This window comes from Kitasatospora sp. NPDC054795 (assembly GCF_053611565.1).
This window is the reverse complement of record NZ_JBSHAP010000015.1, coordinates 60,260-85,703: the sequence shown is the minus strand read 5'-3', so window position 1 is coordinate 85,703 and position 25,444 is coordinate 60,260. Positions and strand designations below refer to the sequence as shown.

The 25,444-nt window shown below is 73.6% G+C and carries 25 protein-coding genes and 3 tRNA genes; 12 read left to right on the top strand and 16 right to left on the bottom strand.

What is annotated here, in order from left to right:
* Window positions 1-513 precede the first annotated feature (513 nt).
* The 11 genes from ACWGJO_RS08110 to ACWGJO_RS08060 form a co-directional block, all read right to left on the bottom strand.
* Window positions 514-696 carry a hypothetical protein gene (locus ACWGJO_RS08110; protein WP_452182684.1) on the bottom strand — a complete coding sequence of 61 codons (183 nt, stop codon included), beginning with the start codon at window positions 694-696 and terminating at the stop codon, window positions 514-516.
* Complete coding sequence (locus ACWGJO_RS08105) at window positions 696-1,202, bottom strand: hypothetical protein (protein ID WP_452182683.1); 507 nt, start codon at window positions 1,200-1,202, stop codon at window positions 696-698. Before ACWGJO_RS08105 ends, ACWGJO_RS08110 begins: the two co-directional genes overlap by 1 nt.
* 40 nt (window positions 1,203-1,242) lie before the next feature.
* The gene (locus ACWGJO_RS08100; RefSeq protein ID WP_452182682.1) at window positions 1,243-1,710 is read right to left on the bottom strand and encodes a hypothetical protein; all 468 of its coding nucleotides are present in this window, start codon (window positions 1,708-1,710) and stop codon (window positions 1,243-1,245) included.
* A 14-nt stretch (window positions 1,711-1,724) separates the two neighbouring features.
* Window positions 1,725-1,967: a hypothetical protein gene (locus tag ACWGJO_RS08095; protein ID WP_452182681.1), complete on the bottom strand. Its 243-nt coding sequence runs from the start codon at window positions 1,965-1,967 to the stop codon at window positions 1,725-1,727.
* A 14-nt stretch (window positions 1,968-1,981) separates the two neighbouring features.
* Entirely contained in the window at window positions 1,982-2,368 is a 387-nt protein-coding gene (locus ACWGJO_RS08090) for a RapZ C-terminal domain-containing protein (RefSeq protein ID WP_452182680.1), read from the bottom strand.
* 11 nt (window positions 2,369-2,379) lie between these two features.
* Window positions 2,380-3,153, bottom strand: coding sequence for a DUF4097 family beta strand repeat-containing protein (locus ACWGJO_RS08085; RefSeq protein WP_452182679.1), 774 nt, complete (start codon window positions 3,151-3,153; stop codon window positions 2,380-2,382).
* A gap of 16 nt (window positions 3,154-3,169) precedes the next feature.
* Complete coding sequence (locus tag ACWGJO_RS08080; RefSeq protein ID WP_452182677.1) at window positions 3,170-3,379, bottom strand: hypothetical protein; 210 nt, start codon at window positions 3,377-3,379, stop codon at window positions 3,170-3,172.
* A gap of 19 nt (window positions 3,380-3,398) precedes the next feature.
* On the bottom strand, window positions 3,399-3,773 hold the full coding sequence (locus ACWGJO_RS08075; protein ID WP_452182675.1) for a hypothetical protein: 375 nt from the start codon (window positions 3,771-3,773) through the stop codon (window positions 3,399-3,401).
* Window positions 3,770-4,747: a DUF2637 domain-containing protein gene (locus ACWGJO_RS08070; RefSeq protein ID WP_452182674.1), complete on the bottom strand. Its 978-nt coding sequence runs from the start codon at window positions 4,745-4,747 to the stop codon at window positions 3,770-3,772. The genes ACWGJO_RS08075 and ACWGJO_RS08070 overlap by 4 nt, the downstream gene beginning before the upstream one ends.
* Before the next feature lie 73 nt (window positions 4,748-4,820).
* Window positions 4,821-5,228 carry a WhiB family transcriptional regulator gene (locus ACWGJO_RS08065; RefSeq protein WP_452182673.1) on the bottom strand — a complete coding sequence of 136 codons (408 nt, stop codon included), beginning with the start codon at window positions 5,226-5,228 and terminating at the stop codon, window positions 4,821-4,823.
* The gene (locus ACWGJO_RS08060) at window positions 5,228-5,494 is read right to left on the bottom strand and encodes a hypothetical protein (protein WP_452182672.1); all 267 of its coding nucleotides are present in this window, start codon (window positions 5,492-5,494) and stop codon (window positions 5,228-5,230) included. The genes ACWGJO_RS08065 and ACWGJO_RS08060 overlap by 1 nt, the downstream gene beginning before the upstream one ends.
* A 1,024-nt stretch (window positions 5,495-6,518) precedes the next feature.
* Here ACWGJO_RS08060 and ACWGJO_RS08055 point away from each other — a divergent pair.
* Complete coding sequence (locus ACWGJO_RS08055) at window positions 6,519-6,941, top strand: GntR family transcriptional regulator (RefSeq protein ID WP_401080722.1); 423 nt, start codon at window positions 6,519-6,521, stop codon at window positions 6,939-6,941.
* Between the two features lie 7 nt (window positions 6,942-6,948).
* On the opposite strand, the gene ACWGJO_RS08050 is transcribed toward ACWGJO_RS08055, so the two are convergent.
* Both ACWGJO_RS08050 and ACWGJO_RS08045 read right to left on the bottom strand, forming a co-directional pair.
* On the bottom strand, window positions 6,949-7,881 hold the full coding sequence (locus ACWGJO_RS08050) for an NAD-dependent epimerase/dehydratase family protein (protein ID WP_401080719.1): 933 nt from the start codon (window positions 7,879-7,881) through the stop codon (window positions 6,949-6,951).
* Window positions 7,882-7,892: 11 nt separating this feature from the next.
* Window positions 7,893-9,494 (bottom strand): helix-turn-helix domain-containing protein, encoded by a 1,602-nt coding sequence (locus ACWGJO_RS08045; RefSeq protein WP_401080716.1) that lies wholly within the window; start codon window positions 9,492-9,494, stop codon window positions 7,893-7,895.
* Between the two features lie 461 nt (window positions 9,495-9,955).
* Between ACWGJO_RS08045 and ACWGJO_RS08040 the strand changes: the two genes are divergently transcribed.
* The 3 genes from ACWGJO_RS08040 to ACWGJO_RS08030 all read left to right on the top strand — a co-directional run bounded on the left by ACWGJO_RS08040 (window position 9,956) and on the right by ACWGJO_RS08030 (window position 13,543).
* The gene (locus ACWGJO_RS08040) at window positions 9,956-10,783 is read left to right on the top strand and encodes a MerR family transcriptional regulator (RefSeq protein WP_452182671.1); all 828 of its coding nucleotides are present in this window, start codon (window positions 9,956-9,958) and stop codon (window positions 10,781-10,783) included.
* A 45-nt stretch (window positions 10,784-10,828) separates the two neighbouring features.
* Window positions 10,829-12,052 carry an MFS transporter gene (locus ACWGJO_RS08035; protein ID WP_452182670.1) on the top strand — a complete coding sequence of 408 codons (1,224 nt, stop codon included), beginning with the start codon at window positions 10,829-10,831 and terminating at the stop codon, window positions 12,050-12,052.
* Window positions 12,053-12,178: 126 nt separating this feature from the next.
* Window positions 12,179-13,543 (top strand): FAD-binding oxidoreductase, encoded by a 1,365-nt coding sequence (locus ACWGJO_RS08030; RefSeq protein ID WP_452182669.1) that lies wholly within the window; start codon window positions 12,179-12,181, stop codon window positions 13,541-13,543.
* 303 nt (window positions 13,544-13,846) lie between these two features.
* On the opposite strand, the gene ACWGJO_RS08025 is transcribed toward ACWGJO_RS08030, so the two are convergent.
* Window positions 13,847-14,002, bottom strand: a complete 156-nt coding sequence (locus tag ACWGJO_RS08025) for a hypothetical protein (protein WP_452182668.1) — start codon at window positions 14,000-14,002, stop codon at window positions 13,847-13,849.
* On the opposite strand from ACWGJO_RS08025, the gene ACWGJO_RS08020 reads away from it, so the two are divergent.
* Together ACWGJO_RS08020 and ACWGJO_RS08015 are read left to right on the top strand one after the other, a co-directional pair.
* A complete protein-coding gene (locus ACWGJO_RS08020) occupies window positions 14,001-14,330 on the top strand; it encodes a hypothetical protein (RefSeq protein ID WP_452182667.1) in 330 nt (109 codons plus the stop codon). The genes ACWGJO_RS08025 and ACWGJO_RS08020 overlap by 2 nt on opposite strands.
* Before the next feature lie 449 nt (window positions 14,331-14,779).
* Window positions 14,780-15,568 carry a pyridoxine/pyridoxamine 5'-phosphate oxidase gene (locus ACWGJO_RS08015; RefSeq protein ID WP_452182666.1) on the top strand — a complete coding sequence of 263 codons (789 nt, stop codon included), beginning with the start codon at window positions 14,780-14,782 and terminating at the stop codon, window positions 15,566-15,568.
* 97 nt (window positions 15,569-15,665) lie between these two features.
* Here the strand turns inward: ACWGJO_RS08015 and ACWGJO_RS08010 are convergent, their stop codons facing one another.
* The gene (locus ACWGJO_RS08010) at window positions 15,666-16,733 is read right to left on the bottom strand and encodes an EamA family transporter (protein ID WP_452182665.1); all 1,068 of its coding nucleotides are present in this window, start codon (window positions 16,731-16,733) and stop codon (window positions 15,666-15,668) included.
* A 152-nt stretch (window positions 16,734-16,885) separates the two neighbouring features.
* On the opposite strand from ACWGJO_RS08010, the gene ACWGJO_RS08005 reads away from it, so the two are divergent.
* From ACWGJO_RS08005 to ACWGJO_RS07995, 3 genes are all read left to right on the top strand, one after another.
* A complete protein-coding gene (locus ACWGJO_RS08005; RefSeq protein WP_452182664.1) occupies window positions 16,886-17,758 on the top strand; it encodes a glycoside hydrolase domain-containing protein in 873 nt (290 codons plus the stop codon).
* A 44-nt stretch (window positions 17,759-17,802) separates the two neighbouring features.
* A complete protein-coding gene (locus ACWGJO_RS08000) occupies window positions 17,803-19,068 on the top strand; it encodes a hypothetical protein (RefSeq protein WP_452182663.1) in 1,266 nt (421 codons plus the stop codon).
* 332 nt (window positions 19,069-19,400) lie between these two features.
* On the top strand, window positions 19,401-21,062 hold the full coding sequence (locus ACWGJO_RS07995; protein ID WP_452182662.1) for a long-chain fatty acid--CoA ligase: 1,662 nt from the start codon (window positions 19,401-19,403) through the stop codon (window positions 21,060-21,062).
* A 143-nt stretch (window positions 21,063-21,205) separates the two neighbouring features.
* Here ACWGJO_RS07995 and ACWGJO_RS07990 read toward each other — a convergent pair whose 3' ends face one another.
* Window positions 21,206-24,742, bottom strand: coding sequence for a PAS domain-containing protein (locus ACWGJO_RS07990; RefSeq protein ID WP_452182661.1), 3,537 nt, complete (start codon window positions 24,740-24,742; stop codon window positions 21,206-21,208).
* Between the two features lie 177 nt (window positions 24,743-24,919).
* On the opposite strand from ACWGJO_RS07990, the gene ACWGJO_RS07985 reads away from it, so the two are divergent.
* The 3 genes from ACWGJO_RS07985 to ACWGJO_RS07975 all read left to right on the top strand — a co-directional run bounded on the left by ACWGJO_RS07985 (window position 24,920) and on the right by ACWGJO_RS07975 (window position 25,427).
* Window positions 24,920-25,013: transfer RNA gene (locus ACWGJO_RS07985), tRNA-Ser, on the top strand.
* A 231-nt stretch (window positions 25,014-25,244) separates the two neighbouring features.
* Window positions 25,245-25,320, top strand: a tRNA-Arg gene (locus ACWGJO_RS07980).
* Window positions 25,321-25,351: 31 nt separating this feature from the next.
* Window positions 25,352-25,427, top strand: a tRNA-Arg gene (locus ACWGJO_RS07975).
* The last annotated feature ends 17 nt before the right edge of the window (window positions 25,428-25,444 follow it).

The window sequence follows — 25,444 nt, the reverse complement described above, 5'->3', positions numbered from 1 at the left end:
TGGATTCCCGGACGCGACCGAGGGCACCCGCTGCCGCTCCACCGTCTTCTGGTGTTCGGCGCGGGCTTTCATGTAGGCGACGAAATGGGCGGCGCCCCGCAGGGCTGCCACGGTGACCCCCGCCATCATGACCACCGACATCGCGGCCACATTCGCGGGGCCACCATTTTCCGCAGCCGTTCGGGGCGGGGTGGCGCTTTCGCGGGAAAGCTCGGGATTGTCGGGGATCGACAGGGACGCGGGCGGGGCCAGCTCGGTGGCGAGCGGGGCCAGGACCGGGAAACCGCCGTCGGGCGGCCGGTCCTCGGCCACAACTCCCGGCACCGTCAGCCGGGGGAACCCGAGCACGGTCCCCCCGTCGTGGTCGGCCATCGGGCCTCCAATCGGGATGTCACGCTCCGTCACGAGCCCGGGGGTCCCTACGCGCGTACGCGTGCACGCGTACGTGGGACCCCCGGATGCACGGAGCGGCGTGATGATGATGAGCGCGAAGCGTCACCAGGGGGGAGCGTGTCAGGAGGCGGCGTGGTGCTGGGTCCAGGCGCTGAGCATCCGCACCAGATCGGCCCACAGCTCCCTGTCGGTGCCGGCCAGCGTGCGGGCCAGGTCCCACAGCTCCCGCGCCCGGTCCGCGTCCGTCGTCGTCGCCGCCAGGCGCTTCTGCCAGTAGGCGACCTGCCCGGGGGAAAGCACCATCAGGCACTCTCCTTGAGGAAGTCGAGGAACGCCGGAGCGGTCTTTTCGGAGTTTCCGTCCGCCTTCTCGGAAAGCGCGGAGGAAATTCCGTGGAGGGTGGCGGCGGCGTCCACCGCGTCCGCGCTCCGGCCCGACTGGATTTCCGCCTTCCGGTCATTCTTCAGGGCCTTCTCGGCGGCGCGGTCCGCGCGCTTCTTCGGGAGTTCGACGTAGCGGCGGTTGTACTGCTTGTCGAGCTTTCCGGCTGCGTTCACCGCCTCGCGCAGGTGGTGTTCCAGATTGGCGAGCGGCCGGGTCGCGAAGTAGGCGCGCACACGCGGCTGGAACAGCCAGTCGCCGTCGATGCGCACCGACTCCAGGTCCGAGCGGTACTCGCGCAGCAGGGCCTGGACCTCGTCGGCCATCTGCCGCAGCCGCTCGCGCTGCTGGGCGGCGTAGATGGCGGTCCCGCCCGGGGCCGTCAGGTTGTCAGACGTCCACCGGCCGTTGCTGTTCGTGCTGGTCATGGTGTTCCTCCCGTTCCGGTCTCGCTTGGGTGGCGGCGGGTCAGGCCGAGGCGACGATGGCGGCGACGGTCTCGAAGGCGTGGTGCCAGGCTTGGTCGAGCAGGTAGCCCGACTGCGGGTCGCTGCGGAGCCAGGGGCCCTTGCCGATGGCGTCGGCGAAGCGGACGAGCCCGCGGGGGTTCTCGTCCCTCCAGTGGCCGCCCTGCCGGTCGGCGATGTAGTGGGTGGCGGCGCTGAGTGCGAGCGCGGTGGCCACCGGGCCGGGGCGCAGGCGGATGCCGAGCAGGCGGGCGCCGCCGAGGAGGGCGGTGGCCTGGGTGGCGGTGTAGGTGGCGACGTGGGCGGCGCAGGCGCGGCGGCCGGCCGCGCTGGACTGTCCGTCGGTGTGGTCGTGGTGGCCCTTGGCGGTGGCCTGGTGGTCGGTCTGGATCCAGTGGTCGGCGACGTCCGCCGCCGACCGGAGGAGGGCGTAGGCGGCGGCGAACCGGGCGGCTCGGATGCTGGTCATGCCGTTTCTCCTGGTCAGTCGGTGTAGCCGAGGTCGGTGGGGTCGGCGCCGTCGAGGATGGCGGCGGCGTCGGCGAGCATGTCGTGGGCCTGGCTGCGCAGGGTGCGGGCGGCGGTGGATGCCTGCCGGCGGGTGAGGTCGTCGTTGGTGGGGTCGGCGGCGACGGCGTCGCCGGAGCGGGCGCCGTCGAGCTTGGCGGCGGCGCCCCGGTCGAGGTTGGCGGCGAGGGTCTTGACGGCGGCGGGGGTCCACTTCATGGGGAAGCTCCAGGTCAGCGGTCGACGACGGGCTTGCCGAGGTCGCGGTGGGTGAGGTGCACGGTCGCGCCGGTCTTGGCCAGGCGCTTGGCGAGGGTCATGGCGACGGTGGCGGCGCGGTGGCGGCCGCCCGCGCAGCCGACCGCGATGGTCAGCGGCGCCGCGGTGGGCCCGGCGTCGTAGGCGTCGGCCAGCAGCGCGGCGGCGGTGATCAGCTCCCGGATACCCGGGGTCGCGAGCACCGCCCGGCGCACCGGCAGATCGCGGGCGGTGAGACCCCGCAGGGCCGGATCGACGTGCGGGTCGCGGAAGTGGCGGCGCAGGTCGAGGATCAGGTGGGCCTCGGGCGGGGCGTCGTGGAGGTAGCCGAACGAGACGACGGTGATCTCGGTGACGGACATGTCCTGGCCCCTCAGCGCTGGGTCTTGCGGCCGGAGACGGTGCGGACGGTGACGTCGAGGCCGCCGGTGCCGTGCAGGTCGATGTCGCCGGAGACCGTACGGACGGACACGCTGCCGGTGGCGCGGGTGCCGGCGGTGAGCCGCACGTCGCCGGAGACCGTGTTCGCGTCGATGCTGTGGCCCTCGTGGACGGCGATGCGCACGTCACCGGAGGTCGAGAAGAGCAGGGCCTGGTCGCCGATGCGCTGGGCGAAGACGTCGCCGGAGACCGTGGTGACCGTCAGGATGTCCGCGGAGTCGACGTGGACGTCGCCGGAGGTGGAGGTGACGGCCAGGAGGCGGTGGTGTCCGGTGGCGGTGAGGTCGGCGGAGACGGTCTTGAGGGCCATGGCGCGGGCGGACGGCGGCATGAGCACGGTGGCGGTGACCGGGCTGGCGCCGACGTGGTGCACGCCGCCGGTAACGACCCGGCCGTTGACGATCGTCATCCCGGTGACGCTGCCGGTGACGGTCCCGAAGGACTGGGTCACGACGGTGCGCCCGCGGCCGGAGGTGATGATCATGCCGCTGTCGACGCGCGGGACGTTGACGTTCAGGATGCCGCGGTCCTCCTGCGTCCGGGCCTGGTTGATGGCGTCGGCGGCGGGGCCGTGGTCGTCGTCGGTGGTGAGGATGACGGTGATGGCCGTGGCGTCGGGGTGGGCGTAGACGCGGACGTCGCCGGCGGGCAGGTCGAGGACGAGCTTGCTGGCGTCGGTGGCGCGGAAGGTGCGGACGGTGCTCATGGCTTCTCCTCGGGGGTCAGCGGGTCTGCTGGATCAGGGAGCCGATCAGCTCCGGGCGGTTGGTGGAGCCGAGCGAGCGCCCGGCGAGGGTGAACAGGTGCCACCAGCGCGCGGAGCCGTCCTCGTTGCTGGTCTGGGCGCACATGAAGCCGTGGAGCGGGAAGACGTCCACGACGCGGCTCTGCTCGAACTCCGGCTGCGGGGCCGGGATGCGGTCGGTGCTCATGACGGTTCCTCCCGTGGTCTCAGGCGGCGATCGGGTCGGAGGCGGTCTCGGGCAGCTCGAAGTAGCCGACCAGCCTGATCGGCGTTCCGGCGTAGGTGGTGGTGACGTGGAGCCAGGCGAAGGTGCCCGTCGTGGCGAGGTCGACGCCGGCCGGGTCGAGGCCGAGGCGCTGGCGCCACTGCTCGAAGTCGGCGAGGGAGGTGGCGCGGTGGTGGAAGGCGAGGGTCATGCCCTCGGTGAGGACCAGGTTGCCCGAGGCATCGTGCTCGTCGGCGACGACGCGCTCGCTGGTGATCCTCGGCGCGGGCAGGTCGGGGTGGGCGGTGAAGAGGGCGAGCAGGGTGCCGGCCGCGTTGATCTGGGCTCCGGCCGTGATGGTGTCGGTGGTGGTCACGATGCCTCCTCGGCGGGGGTGGTCTCTTCGTTGGTGGCGGGAACGGCGTGCAGGGCGGGCCGCTCCGGGGCGGTCGCGCGGAGTTCCTGGTAGCGGGCGGCGACCCAGCCGGCCGACCAGCCGGTGAGCTCGACCGCCTTGCGCTGCGGGATGGTGAGCGCCACGGCGGTCCGGATCTTCTGCCGGGCCTCGTCCTCGGGCAGGCGCCCGGTCACGGCCGGCGCGCTGAGGAGTTCCTGTCGCTGCCGCTCGACGTCCTGCCCGGCGGCCTGCTCACGCTCGCGCTCACGGCGCTCACGCTCGCTCGCCTCCCGCTCACGGCGCCGCCGCTCGTCGCGGTCGGCGTCTTCCAGGCGGCGCCGTTCCTGGCGCTCGTTGTCGGCCATCCGCAGCTCGTGGTCGCGCTGCTGGGCGGCCATGTTCTCGTCGTGCTCACGGCGCTCACGCTCGCTCCGCTCGGCCCGGTCCAGGTCGGCCTGGCGGTCCTCGCGTTCCTGCTGTCGGCGTTGTTCGGCGAGGCGGGCGCGCTCGGCCCGCTCATCGCGCTCACGGGCCTCACGGGCGGCCAGCGCGGCGGTGATGGCCCGCCGGTAGGCGAGCGAGGCCTCCGCCGTGACGATCAGCAGCAGTGGCGCCACCGAGTGGACCGCCACCCCGACCTTGTCGTGGTCCAGGGCGGATTGACCCACGTTGAGCAGCACCGTCATGGCGCCGGTCATCCAGCGCAGCACGGCCGGCCATCGGCCGCCGTCGCCGTTGAGGCGGGCGAGCGTGCTGTCCAGGCGGACCACGATCACCACCGCCGCGTCCACGACCAGCGGCAGGATCGGGGCCGTCCACTCCCAGCCCTTCGGGCTGTGGTGGGACATGAGTGGGGTCACCGTGAGCACGCTGTAGAGGACCGCGCCGAGCGTGATTGCCCACGTGCCCACGTTCAGCGCGCGCTCGGCCGAACGGATCTGGTCCTGGCCCATCGGCACCCTCACCGCGACCACCGCCAGGCGTGCGGTGAGCGTGTCGTGAGCGCGGTGAGCATCGGGGCGGTCATCAGTGAGCACCCCCGGCGGCGCGCCGCTCCCGGGCGGCGGCGCGGCGGCGGTCCTTGCTCACGGTCCACCGCTCGTCGGCATTCAGCCCGCCCGCGATGCCGTACCGTTCGCGCCGCTCCAGGGCCAGCTCCAGGCACATCGTGCGCACCGGGCACCCGGCGCAGATCATCTTGGCCCGGCGCTCGGACCACTCGGCCGCCGTGCGAGCAACCTCGATGGCCTCGGCGTCCTCGATGTCCTCGTCGACCTCCGGGTAGAACAGGTTGGTGTCGACGCCGGCGCACGCGGCGCCGCGCAGGTCGCCGTCGTCCTCTGGGCGGTACTCGGCGAGCACGGTCGCCGCCGGGCGGGCGGCCAGGTGCGGGGTGCGGGTCGCACCGGCGAGGAGGCTGTGGAGCTCGGTCATCACGCTGCCGCCTTCCAGGTCAGCACCCGGCGGCGCTCGGCGGTGCGCATCAGCGCGGACGCAAACGACGCCGCCGGCCCGTCCAGGTCCCGCAAGACCGCACGGGCGACGTCGAGCCGGACGACCCGGTCCTCGTCGGAGCTGTCGGCGCTGCCGTCGAACAGCTCGGTGTCGACGCCGAAGCCGAAGTCGGCACCGGTCCCGAACGCGAGTTCCGCGAACTCCTCGGGCGTCGCGGCCTCCTGGCCTGCAACAATGAGCTTCATGGGGTCACCTCTGTCTCTGGGGGTGAGCCCGCAGGGCCGCCGCGCTCCGGCCAAGGAACGCGCGGCGGCCCACCTCAGCGGGCTCAGCTTCTCGTCGTTCACGAGCAGCCGCGGAACCCGACGCGAACCCAAGACCGTGAGACGGTCGGTGCGCGCCGGGGACCGTGATCGCTGGTAACGCGACCGGGCTCAGTGAGCCCCGCCCGCTGGTCAGCGGCGGGGCTGGGTACAGCTCTGGGGCATGCCCACGGGCGCGCCCTCCTCAGGTCAAAGCCCCAGTCGGGGCTGCGGGTTGGGGTTGCCCGTCCTACGGGCGTCAGGTCTCTCGGGCCTGGTCCGGTGCCTCTCTCTGCTCAGCACCAGCAGGGCGGCGCACTCCCGGAACGGGTGTGCTGCGTGGCTCGCTGTCGCCGGCGACATCACCCGGTCGCCTCGGGGGCGGTCTGTCTCATCCCGCCACGTGCGTTGGGACTCCGCTGTACTCCCGGTTTCGCCATCCAGCCGTACGAATCGGCCTGGTCAGCGTCCCGTTCGGCCCCACACCCCCGAGGGGGTGGCATGCCACTGCGTAGGGGGAGGGCGTCGTCCATCGCGGCGGCTCTCCCCCGGTTCCTCAACCTAGGCGCCTACCGCGACCGCCGCCCTCGCGTCGGTCCCGCACGATCACTGTTCAGTTCTCAAAGAACCGCGATGCCGAGCAGTCCGTAGGGCGCGCGGCGAAGCCGCCTTCCCCCGACAACCGTCGGTCGCATTTGCCCAGCTCAGGGCAGCCCAAAGAAGGGCCTCAAGAGCTGATGGTGTTTGCAGCGGGCCCGCTTGATCGCGGCCCCGTTCTGCTGCGGCAAGCCTGCTCCGGCGCACAGCGCCAGACCAATGACGGCCTGTCATATGAGGCTTTCCGCCGAGGCGTTGCCCTCACAATGAACATGGTGCACTTAGTGCGCCAAGTTGGCAAGTGCTTCGCCGCAGCGAGCCTGCGGCACACTGGTGCACTAAGTGCGAGACGTCGACTGGAGGATCACTGGTGACCGAGTTCCAAGGCGAGCCGGCCTATCTACAGCTAGCCGATGACCTGCGGGAACAGATCCGCAGCGGCAAGCTGGCCGCAGGCTCCGCACTGTCGTCAACGCGGAAGCTGATGGACGACCACGGTGTGTCGAGCACCGTCGTGAAGGCTTCCGTCTCGCTGCTTCGCGCCGAGGGCTACGTGGTCGGACATCAAGGGAAGGGAGTGTTTGTCCAGTTCCCGCCGCGCCTTGCCGAGCATTCCCGAGGGGCCGCCGACTGGGCCGTGCCGGCTCTGCAGGCCGGACAGGCGATCGAACGGGCCCTTCGTGAGTTGGCCCGCGTCGGGCGCGAGACCGCAGATGCCGAAGCGGCTCTCCAGCGCTGGCGGGACGCGGTCGATGCGCTTCCCGACAGCGTGAAGAGCCGCTTGGCGGAGTAGGGCAGAGCTAGCCTCGGCTGGTCGCCGCCCACCCGTCTCGGATCAGGTCCTGGAGGCCGGACCGCTCGGGCTTCCACCCGAACTCGGTCGTGATCCGGGTGAGGTCGGCGACCAGCCGAGGCGGTTCCGGCTGCGGAGGACGGTGAACCACCGGCACGGGCCGTCCGGTGACCTGCTCCACCGCCTCGACAATCTCGCGCATGCTCGTCGGAGTCGCGCCCACGTTGTAGGCCCGGTGCGCGAAGTCTCCGGCGTGCAACGCCAAGACGTACGCGCGGGCCAGGTCATCCACGTGGACGAAGTCCCGGACGGCACTCCCGTCGCCGTTCATCTCCAAGTGCGGGTAGCGGCCGGCCGCCACAGCGAGCGCCTTCGGGATGATCCGGGACTCGTCGGCGTCCCCCACCCCGCCCACTGAGCCTGCGATGTTGAAGCACCGCAAGCTCACCGCCTGGATGGTGCCGCGCTCCCCCGCACGCTTGAGCAGCTCATCTGCGGCGAGCTTCGAAGCGCCGTACGGGTTGCTCGGAGCAGGTACGACGTCCTCGCCGATGGGCTGCCGCTCAGGGGCGCCGTAGATCGCAGCCGTCGAACCGAGCACGACTACAGGGCTCTGCGTGGCAGCTCGTCCGGGCAGCGCGGCCAGCAGTACCGCAGTGCCGTTGACGTTGACGTCGTGGTACTCGTCGGGCATCTCGAAGGACTCGCGCACCCGCGTGAGCGCGGCCAGGTGGCAGACGGCGTGCACGCCGCGCACGGCCGACGCGACGGCCTGCTCGTCGCGGATGTCGCCGTGGATCACCTCGGCCACCGGCAGCTCGGGGAGCGGGGCGCCCGGGGGTCGATGGGTCAGGGCGACCACCTCGTGGCCCGCCTCGGCGAGTCGTCGGACAACGGCGTTGCCGACGAAGCCGAAGGCGCCCGTCACGAGTACGCGCACGGATTTCCTCCTCAGTTCAGGATCAGTCCGCGATGCTGCCACGCCAGGTCGAGGCACGCGGCGGCGGCAGACGCGAGCGGTTCATTCTCCAGCAGGTGGCGGATGTTGGCCTCGGTGAAGTCGATCCCGCCAGCATTGCCCGTGCCAGCGATGACGCTGCCCTCGGTGTTGCGGGAGACCATGCCGGAGAACACCGTGTCGTATACGTCGGCGTCGATGACCACGACGCTGAGGATCTCGCCCGCCAGCGTGAGCGGGTCCAGGCCGATCCCGAAGCAGTACGGCCGGACCTTGCCCGCGCGTCGGGCCTCGTTGAGCGCGCGGAACGGCTCGACCCCGTCGTAGTCGATGGGCTCGCCGCTGCTGCCGTCGGCCTCGGGGTCGCCCAGGAACTCCTCCGCGTACTCGCGGAGCACGTTGCGCCAGAGGTCGAAGTCGTTCGACTGGTCCCACGGCATCACCGAGGACGGCTGAAACACCCCGGCGGGCATGATGTGGTACGTCCCGCCAGCCAGCGCCACGTTGCTCGCCGCCCGGTGGTGCAGCGGGAACGACGCCGTGCCGTCCGGAGCCAGCCGGATGGTCAGGGTGTCGATGGACGGCAGTAGCGGACGACGAGCGAGGTCGAACGGGTCACCGACCAGCGCGCGGAAGGGGAGCGCGTCCCAGTTCGGCTCCCCGATCCATGCGGGGTCGCTGCCCGTCGCCAGCCACGCGCCCGCCAGCTCGTGGGCCACGCCCTCGCAGACATCCGCCATGTCGAAGTAGGTCGTGTAGCCGAACGACAGCTTGGGCCGGCTGTCGACCTGGGCGACGTCGAGGAGCCGGAAGCTCGGCCGGTTCACGAACAGCGACGGCCGGTCGACCATGCGAATGGCCTGCGAGTACCGGGCGAACCGCCCGCCGTTCGCTGCCAAGGGCCGGACGCCCTCGGACTCGGTTTCGGCGCCAACGACCTCCGGCGGAACTGTCTGCGTCAGCCACGTGAGGTCGATGTCGCCGAAGTCCAGGGGGCTCGGCCACATCCACCCGGTCGTCGTGAGCACCGGGCTGTTTCCTGCCCGGTCCACGTCGGGGTACAGCCGGGCAGCAGCCTTGGTGAGCTGGCTCCGGTGCCGGTTCAGGTCCCGGCGAGTCATCCGCCAACGGCGCTGTTCCTCGACGGCGATTTGCGGGCCGCTCTCGTCGCCGGGAACCGAGACGACGGCCGCCTCGGCGGCCGGCAGCAGGCCTAGCTCGTCCTCGGGCAGCCCCAGCACCTGGGCCAACCGCCGGAGCTCGTCCATGTCCTTGATCACCCGCTTCCCGCGCTCCAGCAGCGAGACGTACGACTGGTCGTAGCCGAGCAGGTCGGCGAGGTCCTGCTGCTTCAGCTTGTGCAGAGCTCGGTAGGCCTTCAAGACGTCGCCGAGGTTGGACCCGTCCGGCGGCGCAGTGCGCTCGGCCGAGGCGGAGAGCCAGCTGACCGGCCCGGCCGTCGCGGCAACCGGAGCGACCGGGCCAGCGAGTCCGATCGCCCGGCGGCACGGGCTGCACACGGTGTCGGTGTTGCTGCGGCTCAGCCGGGCGCCGCATCGGGTGCAGACGGCGGGCGTCTTGGCTGCGATGGTCATGAGGCATCTACCCCTTCAGGGATCGGCCGATCACGGGGTGGGCCGCCTGCAAGACGGCGCCGCGCGTCGGAGACATTCAACTGCACCTGCGGCGCAGGCACGCGCCCTCTTGGCGCTTTATGGCTGGCGGCCCGACGGTCGATGCCGATCTTGGGCCAGTTGTGGGCCATGGCGCGGCGATGGGGGCGTTGATACGGTGTTGCCCCTGGTCAGGGCCAGTGCGGACGGCACGACGGAATTGTTCTTGAAAACTGTCGTGCGGTGACCCCGTACCGTGGGTTCGAATCCCACGCTCTCCGCCGGTAGGAGAACCACCTGCTCAGGGCGGGTGCCGAGTTCGCTCGGCACCCGCCCTCGGTGTTTCCCGGGCGGTCCCGGGCGCAGGCCTCGGAACCGTCGTGGAACGGATGCGGGCGCCGGGTTGACCCTGACACGGTGGCAGGGGATGGAGTGGGCGCACCATGTTGAACATCGGAGACTTCGCCAGCCACGGCCGGCTGTCGGTACGGATGCTGCGCCACTACGACGCGATCGGGCTGCTGCGGCCCGCCCGGGTGGACCCGGTCAGTGGGTACCGCTCCTACGAGGCGTCCCAACTGGCCCGGCTCAACCGGGTGATCGCGCTCAAGGAGCTCGGCTTCACCCTGCAGCAGGTGCGCGCCGTGCTGGACGAGCAGGTGGACGCGGCCGAACTGCGCGGCATGCTGCGGCTGCGGCGGGCCCAGCTCGCCGAGGCGATCGCCGCCGACGAACTGCGGCTGGCCCGGGTGGAGGCGAGGCTCCGGACGATCGAGAGCGAGGGGACCATGTCCGCACACGATGTCGTGGTGAAGCCGGTGCCGTCCGTACGGGTGGCCCAACTGGCCGGTGCGGCCGCGAGTTACGAGCCGGAGGACATCGGCCCGGTGATCGGGCCGCTGTTCGCCGAACTGTGCCGGAGGCTGACCGCGGCCGGGGTCGAGGCGGCCGGCCCGTCCGTCGCCCGCTACCAGGACGCGCCGGAGGGCAACGGCTCGGTGCTGGTCCTGGTGGCCGTCCCGGTGGGCCCGTCGGTGCGGCCGGGTGAGCACGACTTCGAGGTGCTCGACCTGCCGCCGATCGAGGAGGCGGCGACGATCGTGCACCGCGGCCCGATGGACGACGTGCTGGGCACCGGCCAGGAACTGGCCCGCTTCATCGAGGAGAACGGCTACCGCTCGGCCGGCTACGCCCGGGAGCTGTACCTGGAGTGCCCGGAGGACCTGGCCGGGTGGGTCACCGAGCTGCAGGAGCCGGTGGTCCGGCGGTAGCCGCGCTTGCCCTCGACCGGGTCGAGGGTCCTAGCGTCGCCCGGCATGACCACTGCCACTGCCACTGCCACTGCCACTGTCGGTTCGCGGGCCGCGCTGCCGCGGAGGTACCTGCTCTGGCTGGCCGGTGTCCAGGCCGGACTGCTGGGTGACGCCGCGCTGTACTTCGCCCTCGGCTGGGCCGCCTCCGCGCACGGCGGCGGCGCGGCCGGGCTGGTCCTGACGGCGATCACGGTGCCGCGCACCGCGCTGGTCCTGCTGGGCGGCGCGGTCGCGGACCGCTTCGGCGCCCGTCGGGTGATGCTCGCCGGGGACACGGTGATGCTGGTCGCGACCGGTGCGCTGGCGCTGGTGGCGGCCTCCCGGGGGACGCCGCTGTGGCTGCTGGTCGCGGCGGCGGCCGTGATCGGGACGGTCGACGCCTTCTACCTCCCGGCCGGCGGTTCGATGCCCCGACGGCTGGTGCCCGCGGACCGGCTGCCCCGGGCGCTCGCCCTGCGGCAGGCCGGCGGGCAGAGCGCCGTCCTGCTCGGCGCACCGCTGGGCGGCCTGCTGGTCGCGGCCGGCGGGCTGTCCGGCGCGGCGCTCGCGGACGCGGCGAGTTTCGGGGTCGTGCTGCTGGTCCTGCTGCGGGTGCGGCCCCCGGAGGACGGGCCGTCCGGTCCGCGGGCCGGACTGCTCCGCGAGGCGGCGTCCGGTGTCCGGCTCGCCGTGGCCGACCCGCTGCTGCGGGCCGCCCTGCTGCTCACCGGCGCTGCGGCCGGGGCGCTGCTGCCGGTGGTGTCACTGCTCGGTCCGCTGCTCGCCCGGACACACGGCTGGGCGGCCGGGACGGCGGGACTGGTCGGCGGCGGCCAGGCGGCCGGGGTGCTGGCGGTGGCCGGCCTGATCGCCCGGCGGGGCACCTTGCCCCGGGCGGGGGTGGGGGCGGCGGCCGGGCTCTGCGCGGCCTCGGTGGGGATCGCGCTGCTGGCGTCGGCCGCGGGGCCGGTCGCGGCGGTGGCCGGCAGCGCGGTGGCGGGCCTCGGCTCGGGGCTGTTCGCCTGCCACCTCGGCCCGCTCGTGCTGACCGGCGCGCCGCCGACCCATCTCTCCCGGGTCCAGGCACTGCTGACACTCGTGCAGAGCCTGGCGCTGGTGCTCTCGAACTCCCTGCTGGGCCTGCTCGCGGACGCGGCGGGCGCGGCCCTGCCCACCCTGCTCTGCGCCCTGGCCATCGCCGCCGCCGGGCTCACCGCCCTGGCCACCCCGGCCCTCCGCCGGGCCTGAGCCGCCCCGTGTTCCCCCGTCCGTTCGCCGTCTGTTCCCCGACCGCCCCGCGGCCCACTTGCCCGGCCCCGGTCGTCCGGGCAGAGTGCGGAGGTGGAGGCGGGCGGGCGGCGAGTGGAGGCGGCGATGAGTGATCTGACGGACCGACTGGCGCAGGGCCTCCCGGCGGGGGCCGTCGTGGTGGACCCGGACGTGACCGCCGCGTACCGCCACGACATGGCGGGCTTCTGCGCGGCCGGGCAGCCCGCGGTGGTGGTGTTCCCGGAGACGGTCGAGCAGGTGCAGCACGTGCTGCGCACCGCGACCGGGTTGCGCGTGCCGGTGGTGCCGCAGGGGGCCCGGACCGGGCTGTCGGGTGCGGCGAACGCGGTGGACGGCTGCGTCGTGCTGTCGCTGGTGAAGCTGAACCGGATCCTGGAGATCGACCCGGTGAACCGGATCGCGGTGGTCGAGCCCGGTGTGGTGAACGCTGAACTCTCCCGTGCCGTCGAGGAGTTGGGGCTCTCTTATCCGCCGGATCCGTCCAGCTGGGAGTCCTGCACGATCGGCGGCAACATCGGTACCGGGGCGGGCGGGCTCTGCTGCGTGAAGTACGGCGTCACCAGCGAGTACGTGCTCGGGCTGGACGTGGTGCTGGCGGACGGGCGGCTGCTGTCCACCGGGCGCCGGACGGCGAAGGGCGTGGCCGGGTACGACCTGACCAGGCTGTTCGTCGGCTCGGAGGGGACGCTCGGTGTGGTGGTCCGGGCGGTTCTGTCGCTGCGGCCGGCGCCCGCTCCGCAGCTGGCCCTGGCGGCGGAGTTCCCGAGTGCGGACGCTGCCGGTGCGGCGGTCTGCGAGGTGATGGCGCGCGGTCTGACCCCGTCGCTGATGGAGCTGATGGACGAGGTCTCGGTACGGGCCGTCAACGAGTTGGGCCGGATGGGCCTGCCGGAGTCCACCCGGGCGCTGCTGCTGGTGGCCTTCGACGGGCCGGACCGGGTGGCCGAGCTGGCGCGGGTCGCGGAGCTGTGCCGGGAGGCCGGGGCGACGGAGGTGGTGCCGGCCGAGGACCAGGCGGAGTCCGATCTGCTGCTGGCCGCCCGGCGGATGGCGCTGCCCGCGCTGGACCGGCTGGGCACCACGATGATCGACGACGTGGCCGTGCCGCGTTCCCGGCTGGCGGAGATGCTGAACGGTGTCGCGGCGATCGCCGAGCGGCACGGGCTGACCATCGGGGTGGTCAGTCATGCGGGGGACGGCAACACCCACCCGATCGTCATCTTCGACGCCTCGGACGAGGAGCAGACGGCCCGTGCCCAGCGCTCCTTCGACGAGATCATGGCGCTCGGGCTGGAGCTGGGCGGCACGATCACCGGGGAGCACGGGGTGGGGCTGCTGAAACGGGAGTGGCTGGCCCGTGAGCTGGGCCCGGTGGCACTGGACCTGCAGCGGCAGCTGAAGGCGGTCTTCGATCCGCTGGGAATTCTGAATCCCGGCAAGATGATCTGATTTCCACTGAGTCATCGCGTCGGATCTGGCGAAGCCTTCACTCCTGTCGCCCTGGTATGACATTCCGATGGTCTGTGAACGGTCGGAAAGTCGACATGGGAGGGTGATCGAACTTTTCGGGGGCGCGTTCACGGGTTCGCATGCGCCGGGGTGGTGCGACCGGCGGACCGTGTGGCGCCGTTTGCGCCGCTCGCCGAGGTGCCCCGATCCTCGGCCGTCCGGGTGAATTCCCAGCTCGGACGGGGTGCATCCACGCATGGTCCGGTTTTGCGGCCGCCATGCGCCGCTCGGCTGGATATCACGCTAACGGGGGAAAATCGCCGTGGGAGCTAGTGCTTTGTCGATTTGTTGCGGAAGGCTGTGTTCCGGCGTCGCAGCCCGCAGGTATTCGTCCGGTCGACGAACCTTGCACACCTTGATCGACCATTGCCCGGTGAACAGCTCTTTGGAGGCATTCATGGCTCGCATCCATACCCGTCGAACAGCCGGACTCCTGTTCGCCGGCCCACTCGCGGCCGGTCTGCTGCTGGCCGGTGCCGGTGGTGCCGCCGCCGCCGACGGTGCGGGTGCCGAGGGCGGCTCCAACGCCGGAGCGGTCTCCAACACCGGTACCGGCAACGTGTTCGGCGGGGTCGACGGCAACTACGTCTCCACCCAGCAGACCGCCACCGGTTCCGGCGGCTCGAACCAGGACAACACCGTCGCGGTGAAGGACAACGCGGGGAACGTCCAGGCCGGTCAGGGCAACAAGGACGTCAACGTCGTCGTCGCCCCGACCTTCAACTGACCGCCGTGATGCGGCACCGGGCACCACGGAAGGCGGGGGCGCCGGACGTGGGTGGCCGCGGCTGAGCTGAGCAGCCGCGGACGGGCCCGGACCGGGTCGGAACGGCCGGATCGGTTGGAACGGCTGTAACGGAAACCGAGGTACCACCGCAGGACAGCAGAGGGAACAGCGCATTCGACCGGCCGCGGAAAGGGTCACCGCGAAACCGGCCTCGTGGGCGGTGCCGGCACCGGCACCGCCCACAAGCGTGTCCGGTGCCGGGCCGGCGCGTCCGGCGCCCGCCCCGGAACCGCCCGCCGACCGGCCCGGACCCGTCCACCGAGGGCCCGCGCCCAGAGCCGTGGGTGTACGGCGGTACGGTTGCGCTCCGACAGCGCACCACGTGCCCGGGCCCGAAGGGCCGGCCCGGCCGGGGCGGCGACCGCGGCAATCGGAAGGAAGGGTGCGCGATGGCGGCGGAGGAGGAGGGCCTGACGGGCCCGGGCGAGGCCAGGCCTGCACCGGAGCCCGCGGCGGACACGCGCCCGGAGCCGTCTGCCGAGCCGGTCCACGAGCACCGGCCCGGGCCCACGTCCGTCCCCGAGCTGCTGCTCGGCCGCCCGCCGATGGCCCGCCCGCTGCCCTCCTTCGACCATGCGGCCGCCCCCACCGAGCCCGGCCCGCTGTTCGTGGACTGGCTCGCCACCGCGCTGCACGCCGGAGTACTGGACCCGCAGGCCTTCACCCTCTCGACCGTCGACGCCGACGGCATGCCGGACGCCCGGGTGCTGGTGCTGCGCGACGTCGACGCGGCCGGCACCGGCTGGAACTTCTCCGCGGCCGCCGACAGCCCCAAGGGCCGTCAGCTCGCCGGTCACCCGGCCGCCGCGCTGACCGTCTACTGGCCGCAGCTGGGCCGCCAGGTCCGGGTGCGCGGGACCGTCGAGCGGGCCGCCGACCTGGTCGCCGCCGCCGAGTTCGCCACCCGCTCGCCCGCCGCCCGGGTCGGCGCGCTGGTCGGGCGGCAGAGCGAGCCGCTGGGCTCGGTCGACGAGTACGACGAGGCGGAGGCGGTCGCCCGTCGCCGGCTGGAGACGTACCCGGACGCGGTCGCGCCGGGGCACGCGGTCTACACCCTGTGGGCGCACGAGGTGGAGTTCTGGCAGGGCGACGCCCAGCGCCGGCACATCCGGCTGCGCTACACCCGTACCGGCCCGGTCAGTTCCCCGGAGTGGTCGCGCACCCTGCTCTGGCCGTAGCGCGTTCCCGGGGCAGGCCGTTCCGGGACAGGACGTCCCGGAGCAGGCCGTCCCGGGGCGCGCCTCCTCGGCGGAGGACCGCCCCGGGGAGGCGCGGCTACCGCCGCCCGGTCAGCGTGGAGCCCACGCTGGCCGCGACCACACAGCCGATCCCGGCCAGCTGCGGCACGCCCAGCAGCTGGCCCAGCACCACCAGCCCGACCAGCGCGCTGACCGCCGGCTCCAGACTGACCAGCACGCTGAACACCCGCTGCGGCATCCGTCGCAGCGCGGTCATCTCCAGCGCGTACGGGATCACCGGCAGCAGCAGCGACACCCCGGCGACCGCGGCGAGCAGCCCCAGTGGCGAGGCGCCGGGCGCGGTCAGCCCGTCCCAGGCCTGGCCGAGCCCGAAGGGTGCCAGCGTCAGTGCGCCGACCGTCATCGACACCGCCAGGCCCTGGAAGCCCTGGAAGGTCGCGCCCACCTTGTCGGTGAACAGGATGTACAGGGCGTAGCAGGCGGCCGCCCCGAAGGCGTAGAGCAGGCCGACCGGGTCGAGCGACCCGCCGCCGTCCCCCTCGCCGAGCAGGGTCAGCAGCATCACGCCCGCGGCCGCGAGCAGCGCCCAGAGCAGGTGGCTGGCGCGCCGGGCGAAGACCAGGGCGACCGCGAGCGGGCCGAGGAACTCGATGGTGGCGGCGGTGCCCATCGGCAGCCGGTCGATCGCCCCGGCGAACAGGAAGGTCATCCCGGCCGAGGCCACGCCGAGCAGCGCGGCCGCGACGAGGTCGCGCGGGCGCTTGTCGCGGAGCTTGGGCCGGGTGACGGCGAGCAGGATGACGGCGGCGAAGCCGAGCCGCAGGAAGGTCGTGCCGCTGACGCCGAGCGGGCCGAACAGCGGCTTGGACAGGGCGATGCCGGTCTGCACCAGGAACATCGCGGTCAGACAGAGAAGCGGCGCCGGGATTCTCTCCGGGCGCCGCAGGGCCTTGCCGAACCGGCCGGTGGACCGGCCGGGGTCGATCCCGGGTGGCGCCGAGGGGCCGGAGGCCCCACCTCGTCGCCAGCTTCCCCGCTCGCCGGCAGGCTCGCCCTTGGGGGCGGGCGGCATGGCCAGGGCCTCGGCGACGGCGGCGGCCGACGACGAGGCGGCAGGGGTTTCGCTGGTATGGGAGGTGGGCATATTTGTGAGTTTGCCGTAAGGAGTGATGAACGGGCAAGCTCGTTACAAAAATCGGGACGGATGCGGACGGGTGCGTCCGAAAGGGTGGGCTCGCGCGGGCGCTGCGGCGTGGTTGCGGCAAGCCCCCGACGGACCGTCAGTATCAAGGCGGGGTGCGCCTTCTCCGCCCCGCCGCCCTCCTCGCCGCCGCCCTCGTGCTCCTGCTGGCCACCGACGGGACGGGCGTGAACGCCGAAGCCACCGTCCCGGCCGCCGTCGCCGCCCCCCGCATCCGGGCCGTCACGCTGCCCGACCGGTCCGGCCCGCCCGGGGTCCGCGACACCTGGAGCGGCCCCGCCTTCGATGCCTGCACCGCACCGTCGCTCGACACCCTGAAGACCTGGCGCGACGCCTCCCCGTACGGGGCGGTCGGCATCTACACCAGCGGCTCCCAGCGCGGCTGCGACCAGCCCCGGCTCACCGCCGAGTGGGTGCGCCAGGCGCGGGCGCTGGGCTGGCGGTTCCTGCCGGTGCACGTCGGACTGCAGGCGCCGTGCGCCGAGCTGAGCCACAAGCCCCGGCGGATCGACCCGGCGAAGGCCGCCGAGCAGGGCCGGGAGGAGGCGGAGGAGGCCGCCCGGGCCCTGCGCGCGCTCGGGCTCGCCAAGGGCGGCCCGGTCTACCTGGACATCGAGGCCTACCCGGTGGGAGACCCGGCGTGCGGCCAGGCCGTGGTCGACTTCACCCTCGGCTGGACCGCGGCCCTGCACGACGCCGACTACCGCTCCGGCTTCTACTCCAGCCTCGACTCCGGTATCGCGGACCTCGCCGCCGCCGCCCGCGCCGGCAGCTTCCCGCTGCCCGACGCGCTCTGGTACGCCCGCTGGGACGACCGGGCCGACACCGACGGCTCCGGCGGCCTCGCCCCCGACCTCTGGAGCCTGCACCAGCGCGTCCACCAGTACCACGGGAACGTCGAGGAGACCTTCGGCGGCGCCACCCTCACCGTCGACCGCAACCACGTGGACGGCCCGACCGCCCCCTGAGCTCCGCCGGTAGGGTGGCCCCCGATCGAGCACGGGGGAACGGCATGGCGAACGGGCAGGGGCACGGCGGCAGCACCGGCGGGTACGGCGCGCCGCCGCCGCAGAACCCGTACGGACAGCCGCCGTACGGACAGCACCCCTACGGACAGCACCCCTACGGACAGAACCCGTACGCGCAGAACCTGTACGCGCAGCCGGTGCCGCCGTCGCAGCCCTACCCGCCCCGGCAGCCGCAGGCCGTCCCGCCGCAACAGGCCCACCCGGTCCACCCCGCCCACCCCGCCCCCCAACAGCCGTACGCCGCCGACCGGTTCGGCGCCCCGCCGGAGCCCGGAGCCGCCCGCCCCGGCGGCTTCCCCGGCCCCGCGCCGCGCCGCAACCGCCTGGCCGTGCTGGTCCAGTTCGTCCTCCAGTGGATCTACGCGCCGCTCTGGATCCTCGGCCTGGTGCTGCTCTTCGCCGTCCTGCTCCTCGCGGACTACAGCGGGGGAGGCCCCGACTCCGACGGCTGGCTGAAGGTCAACCGCAGCTTCGTCCCGCCCCGCCGGCTGCGGGCCGAGCTCTCCGGCAGGCCGGAGCACTGGGAGCGCTACGTCGCCCCGATCCTGGCCCGCCGGATCGCCGCCGCCGAGGCGGCGCACGCGGCCGGCGACGGCGAGGTGCGGGCCGACCTCGGCCGGGTGATGCGGGTCGGACTCCCGCTGCGGTTCTACCGCGGGCTCGGCGCGGCCGGCGTGGTCCGGCTCGCGGAGCGGCACGGCTGGCACGGCGTGGCGTCCGGAACGGACACCGGGCACGTCCGCCTCGCCCGCCACTTCCCCGCCCCGGCCGCCCTGGACGCCCCCTTCCCGCAGGACCCGCCCGCCGCCCCCGGCACCCCGTGGGGCCCGCAGCCGGTCCGCTTCGCGCCGCTGCTGCCGTTCGTCCTCCTGCTCCAGGTCCTCTACGTCCCGGTGTACGGCCTGCTCACCTGCTGGGTGAGCCGCCCCGAGCCCGACCACTGGGACCGCTGGGGCGCCCGCTGGACCGTCGGCCCGCGCGCCTTCCGCGCCGAGTTCACCAACAGCCCCGCCGCCTGGGACCGCCACATCCGCCGCATCCTCGAACGCGACGCCACCCGCATCCGCGCCGCCGCCCGCACCCCCGGCACCACCCCCGCGCACCGCATCCAGCTCAAGCGCGCCACCTACCGCGGCGCCGGCGCCCACCAGGCCCTGCGCATCGCCGCCGAACAGGGCTGGACCCTCGACCCGGCCTACCTCCCCGACCCGGCCAACTCCCTCCGCCTCACCCGCCCCGACCTCCCCTGACCTCCCCGCCGCCGCACCGAGCCGTTCACCGCCGGCTTTCGACGATTCCCCGGATCACCGCCCGCGCCCCGGCTGGATTCGGCCGGACGGCGTGTGGCGGAGCCGGACCCTCACCGCCGGCCAGTACCGGGCCGTCCCGGAGGACGTGCGGGTCCGGCTGCCGGAGGGGGTGCGGCAGCGGGCGGAACCGGGACGAATCCGTGATCCGTGCAACGGGGCCGGGATACTGACAGCGGGGGGCGGGGGCGGCACAATCGGGCACGTCCGCGCGCATTACCGCCCGGTAGGTGCCGCAGGCGCAGCCCCCAGTGCCGCCAGGTCGAGGAGGACCCGTGTTCAGCACGATGCAGGACGTACCGCTCACCGTCGCCCGAATCCTGGAGCACGGGTCGACGATCCACGGCCGCTCGACCGTGACCACCTGGGACGGTACCGGGCCGGTCGTCCGGACCTATGCCGAGGTCGGCGCGCGGGCCGCGCAGCTCGCGTGCGCGCTGCGCGACGAGCTGGGGGTGACCGCGGACGACCGGGTGGCCACCTTGATGTGGAACAACACCGAACACCTGGAGGCGTACCTCGCCGTCCCCGCGATGGGGTCCGTGCTGCACACGCTGAACCTGCGGCTGCCCTCCCAGCAGCTGTCGTTCATCGTCAACCACGCCGCCGACCGCGTGATCATCGCCAACGGCACCGTCCTGCCGCTGCTCGCCGCCGTCCTCCCGGACCTCGCGCCGACCCTCAAGCACATCGTGGTGAGCGGCCCCGGCGACCGCTCGGTGCTGGCCGGCTTCGCGGGCACGGTGCACGACTACGAGGAGCTGATCGCCGGCCGGCCCACCGAGTACCCGTGGCAGCACGACATCGACGAGCGGCGGGCCGCCGTGCTCTGCTACACCTCCGGCACCACCGGGGACCCGAAGGGCGTGCTCTACAGCCACCGCTCGGTCTACCTGCACTGCCTCCAGGTGAACACCGGCGACAACTTCGCCTTCACCCCGCGCGACACCGCGCTGCCGGTGGTGCCGATGTTCCACGTCCAGGCCTGGGGCATCCCGCACGCGGCCTTCATGTCCGGCGCCAACCTGCTCATGCCGGATCGTTTCCTCCAGCCCAAGCCGATGGCCGAGATGATCGCCGCCGTCCGCCCGACCGTCAGCGCCGCCGTCCCCACCATCTGGGCCGGCCTGCTGGACGAACTCGACGCGGGCGACTACGACACCTCCAGCCTGCGCATGGTGGTCATCGGCGGCAGCGCCTGTCCGCCGTCGCTGATGAAGGCCTACGAGGAGCGCCACGGCATCCGGGTGCTGCACGCCTGGGGCATGACCGAGACCTCCCCGCTCGGCTCCTTCGCCCAGCCGCCGGGCGGTCTCACCCCCGAGCAGGAGTGGCCGTACCGGGTCACCCAGGGCGTCTTCCCGGCCTCCGTCGAGGCCCGGCTGATCGGCCCGGGCGGCGAGCGGATGCCGCACGACGGCGTCTCGGCGGGCGAGTTGGAGGTGCGCGGCCCGTGGATCGCCGGGGCGTACTACGGCGGCGCCGGCCAGGACCCGGTCCGCCCGGACGACAAGTTCTCCGAGGACGGCTGGCTGCGCACCGGCGACGTCGGCACGATCACCGCGGACGGCTACCTGACCCTCACCGACCGGGCCAAGGACGTCATCAAGTCCGGCGGCGAGTGGATCTCCTCGGTCGAGCTGGAGAACGCCCTGATGGCCCACCCCGACGTGGCCGAGGCCGCCGTGGTCGCCGTCCCGGACGAGAAGTGGGGCGAGCGCCCGCTGGCGACGGTGGTGCTGCGCCCGGGCGCGACCGTCGGCCTGAAGGAGCTGCGGGCCTTCCTGGGCGAGCGGATCGCCTCCTGGCAGCTGCCGGAGCGCTGGGCGATCGTGGAGTCGGTGCCGAAGACCTCGGTCGGCAAGTTCGACAAGAAGGTGATCCGGGCCGGCTACGCGGCGCAGGAGTTGTCCTTCACGTTCCTGGGAAGGTCCTGACCGCCCGAAGCGCCCGCCCCCCCCCGTACGGAACGGGGGCGGCCGGCCCTTTCACGTGCCGGAGTGCCGGAGAACCAGAGAGCCGCAGAGCCGCAGAGCCGCAGAGCCGCAGAGCCGCAGAGCCGGGCCGGCCCACGGCGGTGTCAGCCCGCGGCGGCGACGCCCGCCTCGCCCATCGCACCGATCCGCCCGAGCAGGTCGACGATCCGGGACTGGACGTCCTCGCTGGTCGAGCGCTCGGCGAGGAAGAGCACGGTCTCGCCGGTGCGCAGCCGGGGCAGTTCGCGCGGGTCGAGGTCCACGGAGGTGTAGACCACCAGCGGGGTGCGGTGCAGCCGGTCGTTGGCGCGCAGCCAGTCCAGCAGGCCGACCCGGCGACGGCGGATCTGCAGCAGGTCCATCACCACCAGGTTGGGCTGCACACTGCTGGCCCGGGCCACCGCGTCGTTCTCGTCCACCGCGTGCTCGACGTGCATGCCGCGCCGCTCCAGGCTGCTGATCATGGCGGCGGCGATGTCCGGGTCGCCCTCGACCAGCAGCACCCGCGGGGCGTGGTGCTCGCCGTCGCGCGGTGCGAGGGCACGCAGCAGGACGGCCGGGTCGGCCCCGTACGCCGCGTCCCGGGTGGCCTGGCCGAGGCCGGCGGTGACCAGCACCGGGACCCGGCGGTTGAGCGCCGCGGTGCGCAGCGACTGGAGCGCGGTGCGGGTGATCGGGCCGGTCAGCGGGTCGACGAAGAGGGCGGCGGGGAAGCCGGGGACCTGGGCGTCCACCTCCTCGCGGGAGCGGACGATCACCGGCAGGTAGCCGCGCGCCTGGAGGGCCTGCTTGGTGGCCGGGTCGGGCTCGGGCCAGACCAGCAGCCGACGGGTGTTGGCCAGCTCGCCGGTCGGGGCGGACGGCTGCTCGGCGGCGGGCCGTTCGTCGGCGGGCGGGAGCTCGGCCATCGGTCGCGGCGCGGTCCGGTGGGCCTCGGCCGGTACGGGCGGCTGCGGCGCGGTGGCGGTGGCGGGTACCGGCGCGGGGCCGAGCTGGCGCGGCGGGGCGAGCTCGCCCAGGCCGGTGCCGACCGGGCGGGGGCCGGACGGCTCCTCGGCGGCGGGCAGGGCGGCGCGGGCGGGCGCCAGTGCGGTGCCGGGGGAGGGCAGTGCCTGGCCGACGTGCTCGACCTGGCCGACCGGACCAGCCGGAACGGAGGCGTTCACCAGGGCGTCCGGGTCCGGTCCCGGCGGGACGGCCAGTCGGCGGCGGCGTCCGGTCGGCGCGGCGGCGCCCGGTTCGGGCAGCGCGGGCGCGGGACCGGCGGGCAGGGCGTGCTCCAGGCCGGGGTAGACCGGGGCGTCGGCCGCTCCGGGCAGGGCGAAGCCGCCGGAGGACTCCTCGGTCGAGGGCAGCGCGCGGCGGCGCCGGGGCCTGGTCTCGCCCGGGGCCTGCTCCTGACCGGCCTCGGTGGTCGGGGCGGTCGGGGTGCCGGTCGGCGGGGTGCCGTCCGGGGCGGTGGGCGCGGGGGCCGGGCCGAGCGCGAGCGGCTCGCGCCCGCCTGGGCGGTTCGGCGGCGCCCGGTGGCCCTCGACGGGCACGGCGTAGGCGGGGCCGGAGCGGCCGTCGTCCTTGCCCCACGGGTCGCTCTGGGCTCCGTCCGGTCCGGGCAGGCCCTGGCGGCCGTACGCGGGGTCGTTGCCGGTGCCGTTCCACTGCTCGGGGACGGCCCGCTCGACCCGGGCGGGGGCGTTCGGCCACTGGTCGGCCGGAATGTCGGGGGCATCGGGAGTGCCGGGAGTGCCGGGGACTCCGGGGGTGTCGGACTCCGGGGCCTCGGCGGCCGGTCGGCCTCGGCGGCCGCGCCGTTCGGCGGGGGGCTCCTCGGCGGGTGCCCGCTCCGCGGCGGGGGCTTCGGGGGCCTCGGCGCCGGGCTGCTCGGCGGTCGCCGCGGGCTCGGTGCTCCCACCACTGCTGGGCAGCTGCGGGATGCCCGGAAGTTCGGGCAGGACGGCGCTGTCGCTCTCCTTGGGCCGGTCGGAGCGGCCTTCGGCGGCGGCGCGCTCGGCGGCGGCCTTCGCGGCGACCGGGTCCAGCGGCAACTCGACGACGTACGTGGTGCCGGCCTTGCCGGGCAGCTCGTGCGGCTGGAGCACGCCGCCGTGGCGCTCGACCACCGCGCGGGCTATCGGCAGGTGGACGGGGCTGCCACCGACGCCGGGGCCGCGGATCTCGACCCGGGCGACCTCGCCGCGCTGGGCGGCGGCCAGCACGACGGTCGGCAGGTCGGGCGCGGGCGGCAGCGCGGGGGTGGCGGCGCCGTTCAGCCCGGGCACGGCCAGACCGGGGGAGGGGGCGTCGGGGGGGTCCAGGGCCAGCCCGATGCCGCTGACGTCGGCGACCAGGTGGGCCAGTGCCTGGGCGAGCCGCCGCTCGTCGGCGATCACCTCGACCGCGGCGGCGTGCACCGAGAACCGCACCCGGCCGGGGCCGACCAGCTCGCCGGCCACGTCGACGGCCCGGCGGACCACCTTGTCCAGGCCGACCGGCACCCGGGGCGCGGGTGTCCGCCCGTCCTTGGCGTCCTTGCCGGCCTTGGGCTCCTTGCCGTCCTTGCTGTCCTTGCCGTCCTTGGCCTCGCCGCCGGCGCTCTCGCCGGCCTCGCAGCGCTGGTGGTCGAGCACCCCGTCGATCAGCTTCCCGAACCGGCGGCACTCGGCGGCCAGTCGGCGCAGCGTCCAGTTGGCCTCCGGCCAGAGCTGGCCGGCCGGGTCGGCGGCGAGCGCGTCGAGCCGCTGGTTCAGCGCGTTCAGCGCGCCGCCCAGCTCGCTCTCCAGGACGGCGGTGAGGTGCTCGTTGCGGGCGACCAGGGCGAGTTCGCGGCTGCGGTCGGTGAAGGTCATCACCGCGCCGACCAGCTGGTCGCCGTCCCGGACCGGGGCGGTGGTGAGGTCGACGGTGACCGGCCGGCCGTCCTTGCGCCACAGCACGGTGCCGCGCACCCGGTGCTTGCGGCCGGAGGTCAGGGTGTCCAGCAGCGCCGACTCCTCCAGCGCCAGCGGGGTGCCGTCGGCCCGGGAGTGCTGGATCAGCGGGTGCAGTTCGCGCCCGCCCAGCTCGCTCGCCCGGTACTCGAGGATGTGCGCGGCGGCCGGGTTGACCAGCACGCAGCGGCCTTCGAGGTCCACGCCGAGCACGCCCTCGGCGGCGGCGCGCAGGATCATCTCGGTCTGCTTGTGCTGGCGGCGCAGCTCGGCCTCGACGCCGAGCCGGCCGGAGAGGTCGCGGACCAGCAGCAGGAGCAGGTCGGAGGAGGAGGGCGAGTTCTCGCGGTACGAGTCGTACGGGGAGCGCGCGTAGCCGCGGCCGTCGCCGTCGTCGGCGAAGTCGTTGCCGGAGACCTCGACCGGGAAGGTGGTGCCGTCGGTGCGGTGGGCGGTCATCCGGACCGGGCGGTCGAGGGCCTCGTCGTCGCGGGTGGCCGGGCGCATCGAGCCGGGGATGCGGCTGGGGTCGAACTCCGGCAGCAGACCCAGCACGCCCATGCCGACCAGTGAGGTGCCCGGCGCCTGCAACGCCTGGACCGCCGCGCTGTTGGCGTCCACGACGGTGCCGTTGCTGTTCACCAGCAGCAACGCGTCGGGCAGGGCGTCGAGTATGGCGGCGAGGCGAGCAGCGCCTCGGATCGGCCTGCTGCTCACGTCGACAGGTCTCCTCGGCTCGGGGCAGCTCCTCCGGAGACGGCAGTATCTCATTCTTCTTTGCGGCGGGGTCGACCCGCCTAGTAACGTTGGCGGTGGTTGGTGCCGAGCCCCACGGTTGTGGCATCATCACTGACACACGGAACGGGTCCGCTCGCGCGGATGCGATCCATGTGGGGAGGCTTCGCCTAGTCCGGTCTATGGCGCCGCACTGCTAATGCGGTTTCGGGGTTATTCCTGATCGAGGGTTCAAATCCCTCAGCCTCCGCCAGTCGGGAGCCCCCGTCGACGATCTCGTCGACGGGGGCTCTTCGCGTTCCCGGACGCAGTGCGGGTGCGGCCCGGGGTGGGCCCCGAGCGCGGCCGCGGCGTGGCCCGGAGGGGGTCTGCGGCGTGGCCCGGAGGGGGTCTGCGGGGGCCCGGATCAACCGATTTCGTCCTACGCCGCAGGTCATGTAATGTTGTCCCCGCAACGCCCCGGGGACAACATTCACCAGGGCGAGCGCTCATAGCTCAACGGATAGAGCACTTGACTACGGATCAAGAGGTTGCAGGTTCGAATCCTGCTGAGCGCACCAACCTTCGCAAGATCGGGTTCGCCCGTTCCTTGCGCTCATAGCTCAACGGATAGAGCACTTGACTACGGATCAAGAGGTTGCAGGTTCGAATCCTGCTGAGCGCACCATCGAGAAGCCCCCGGCC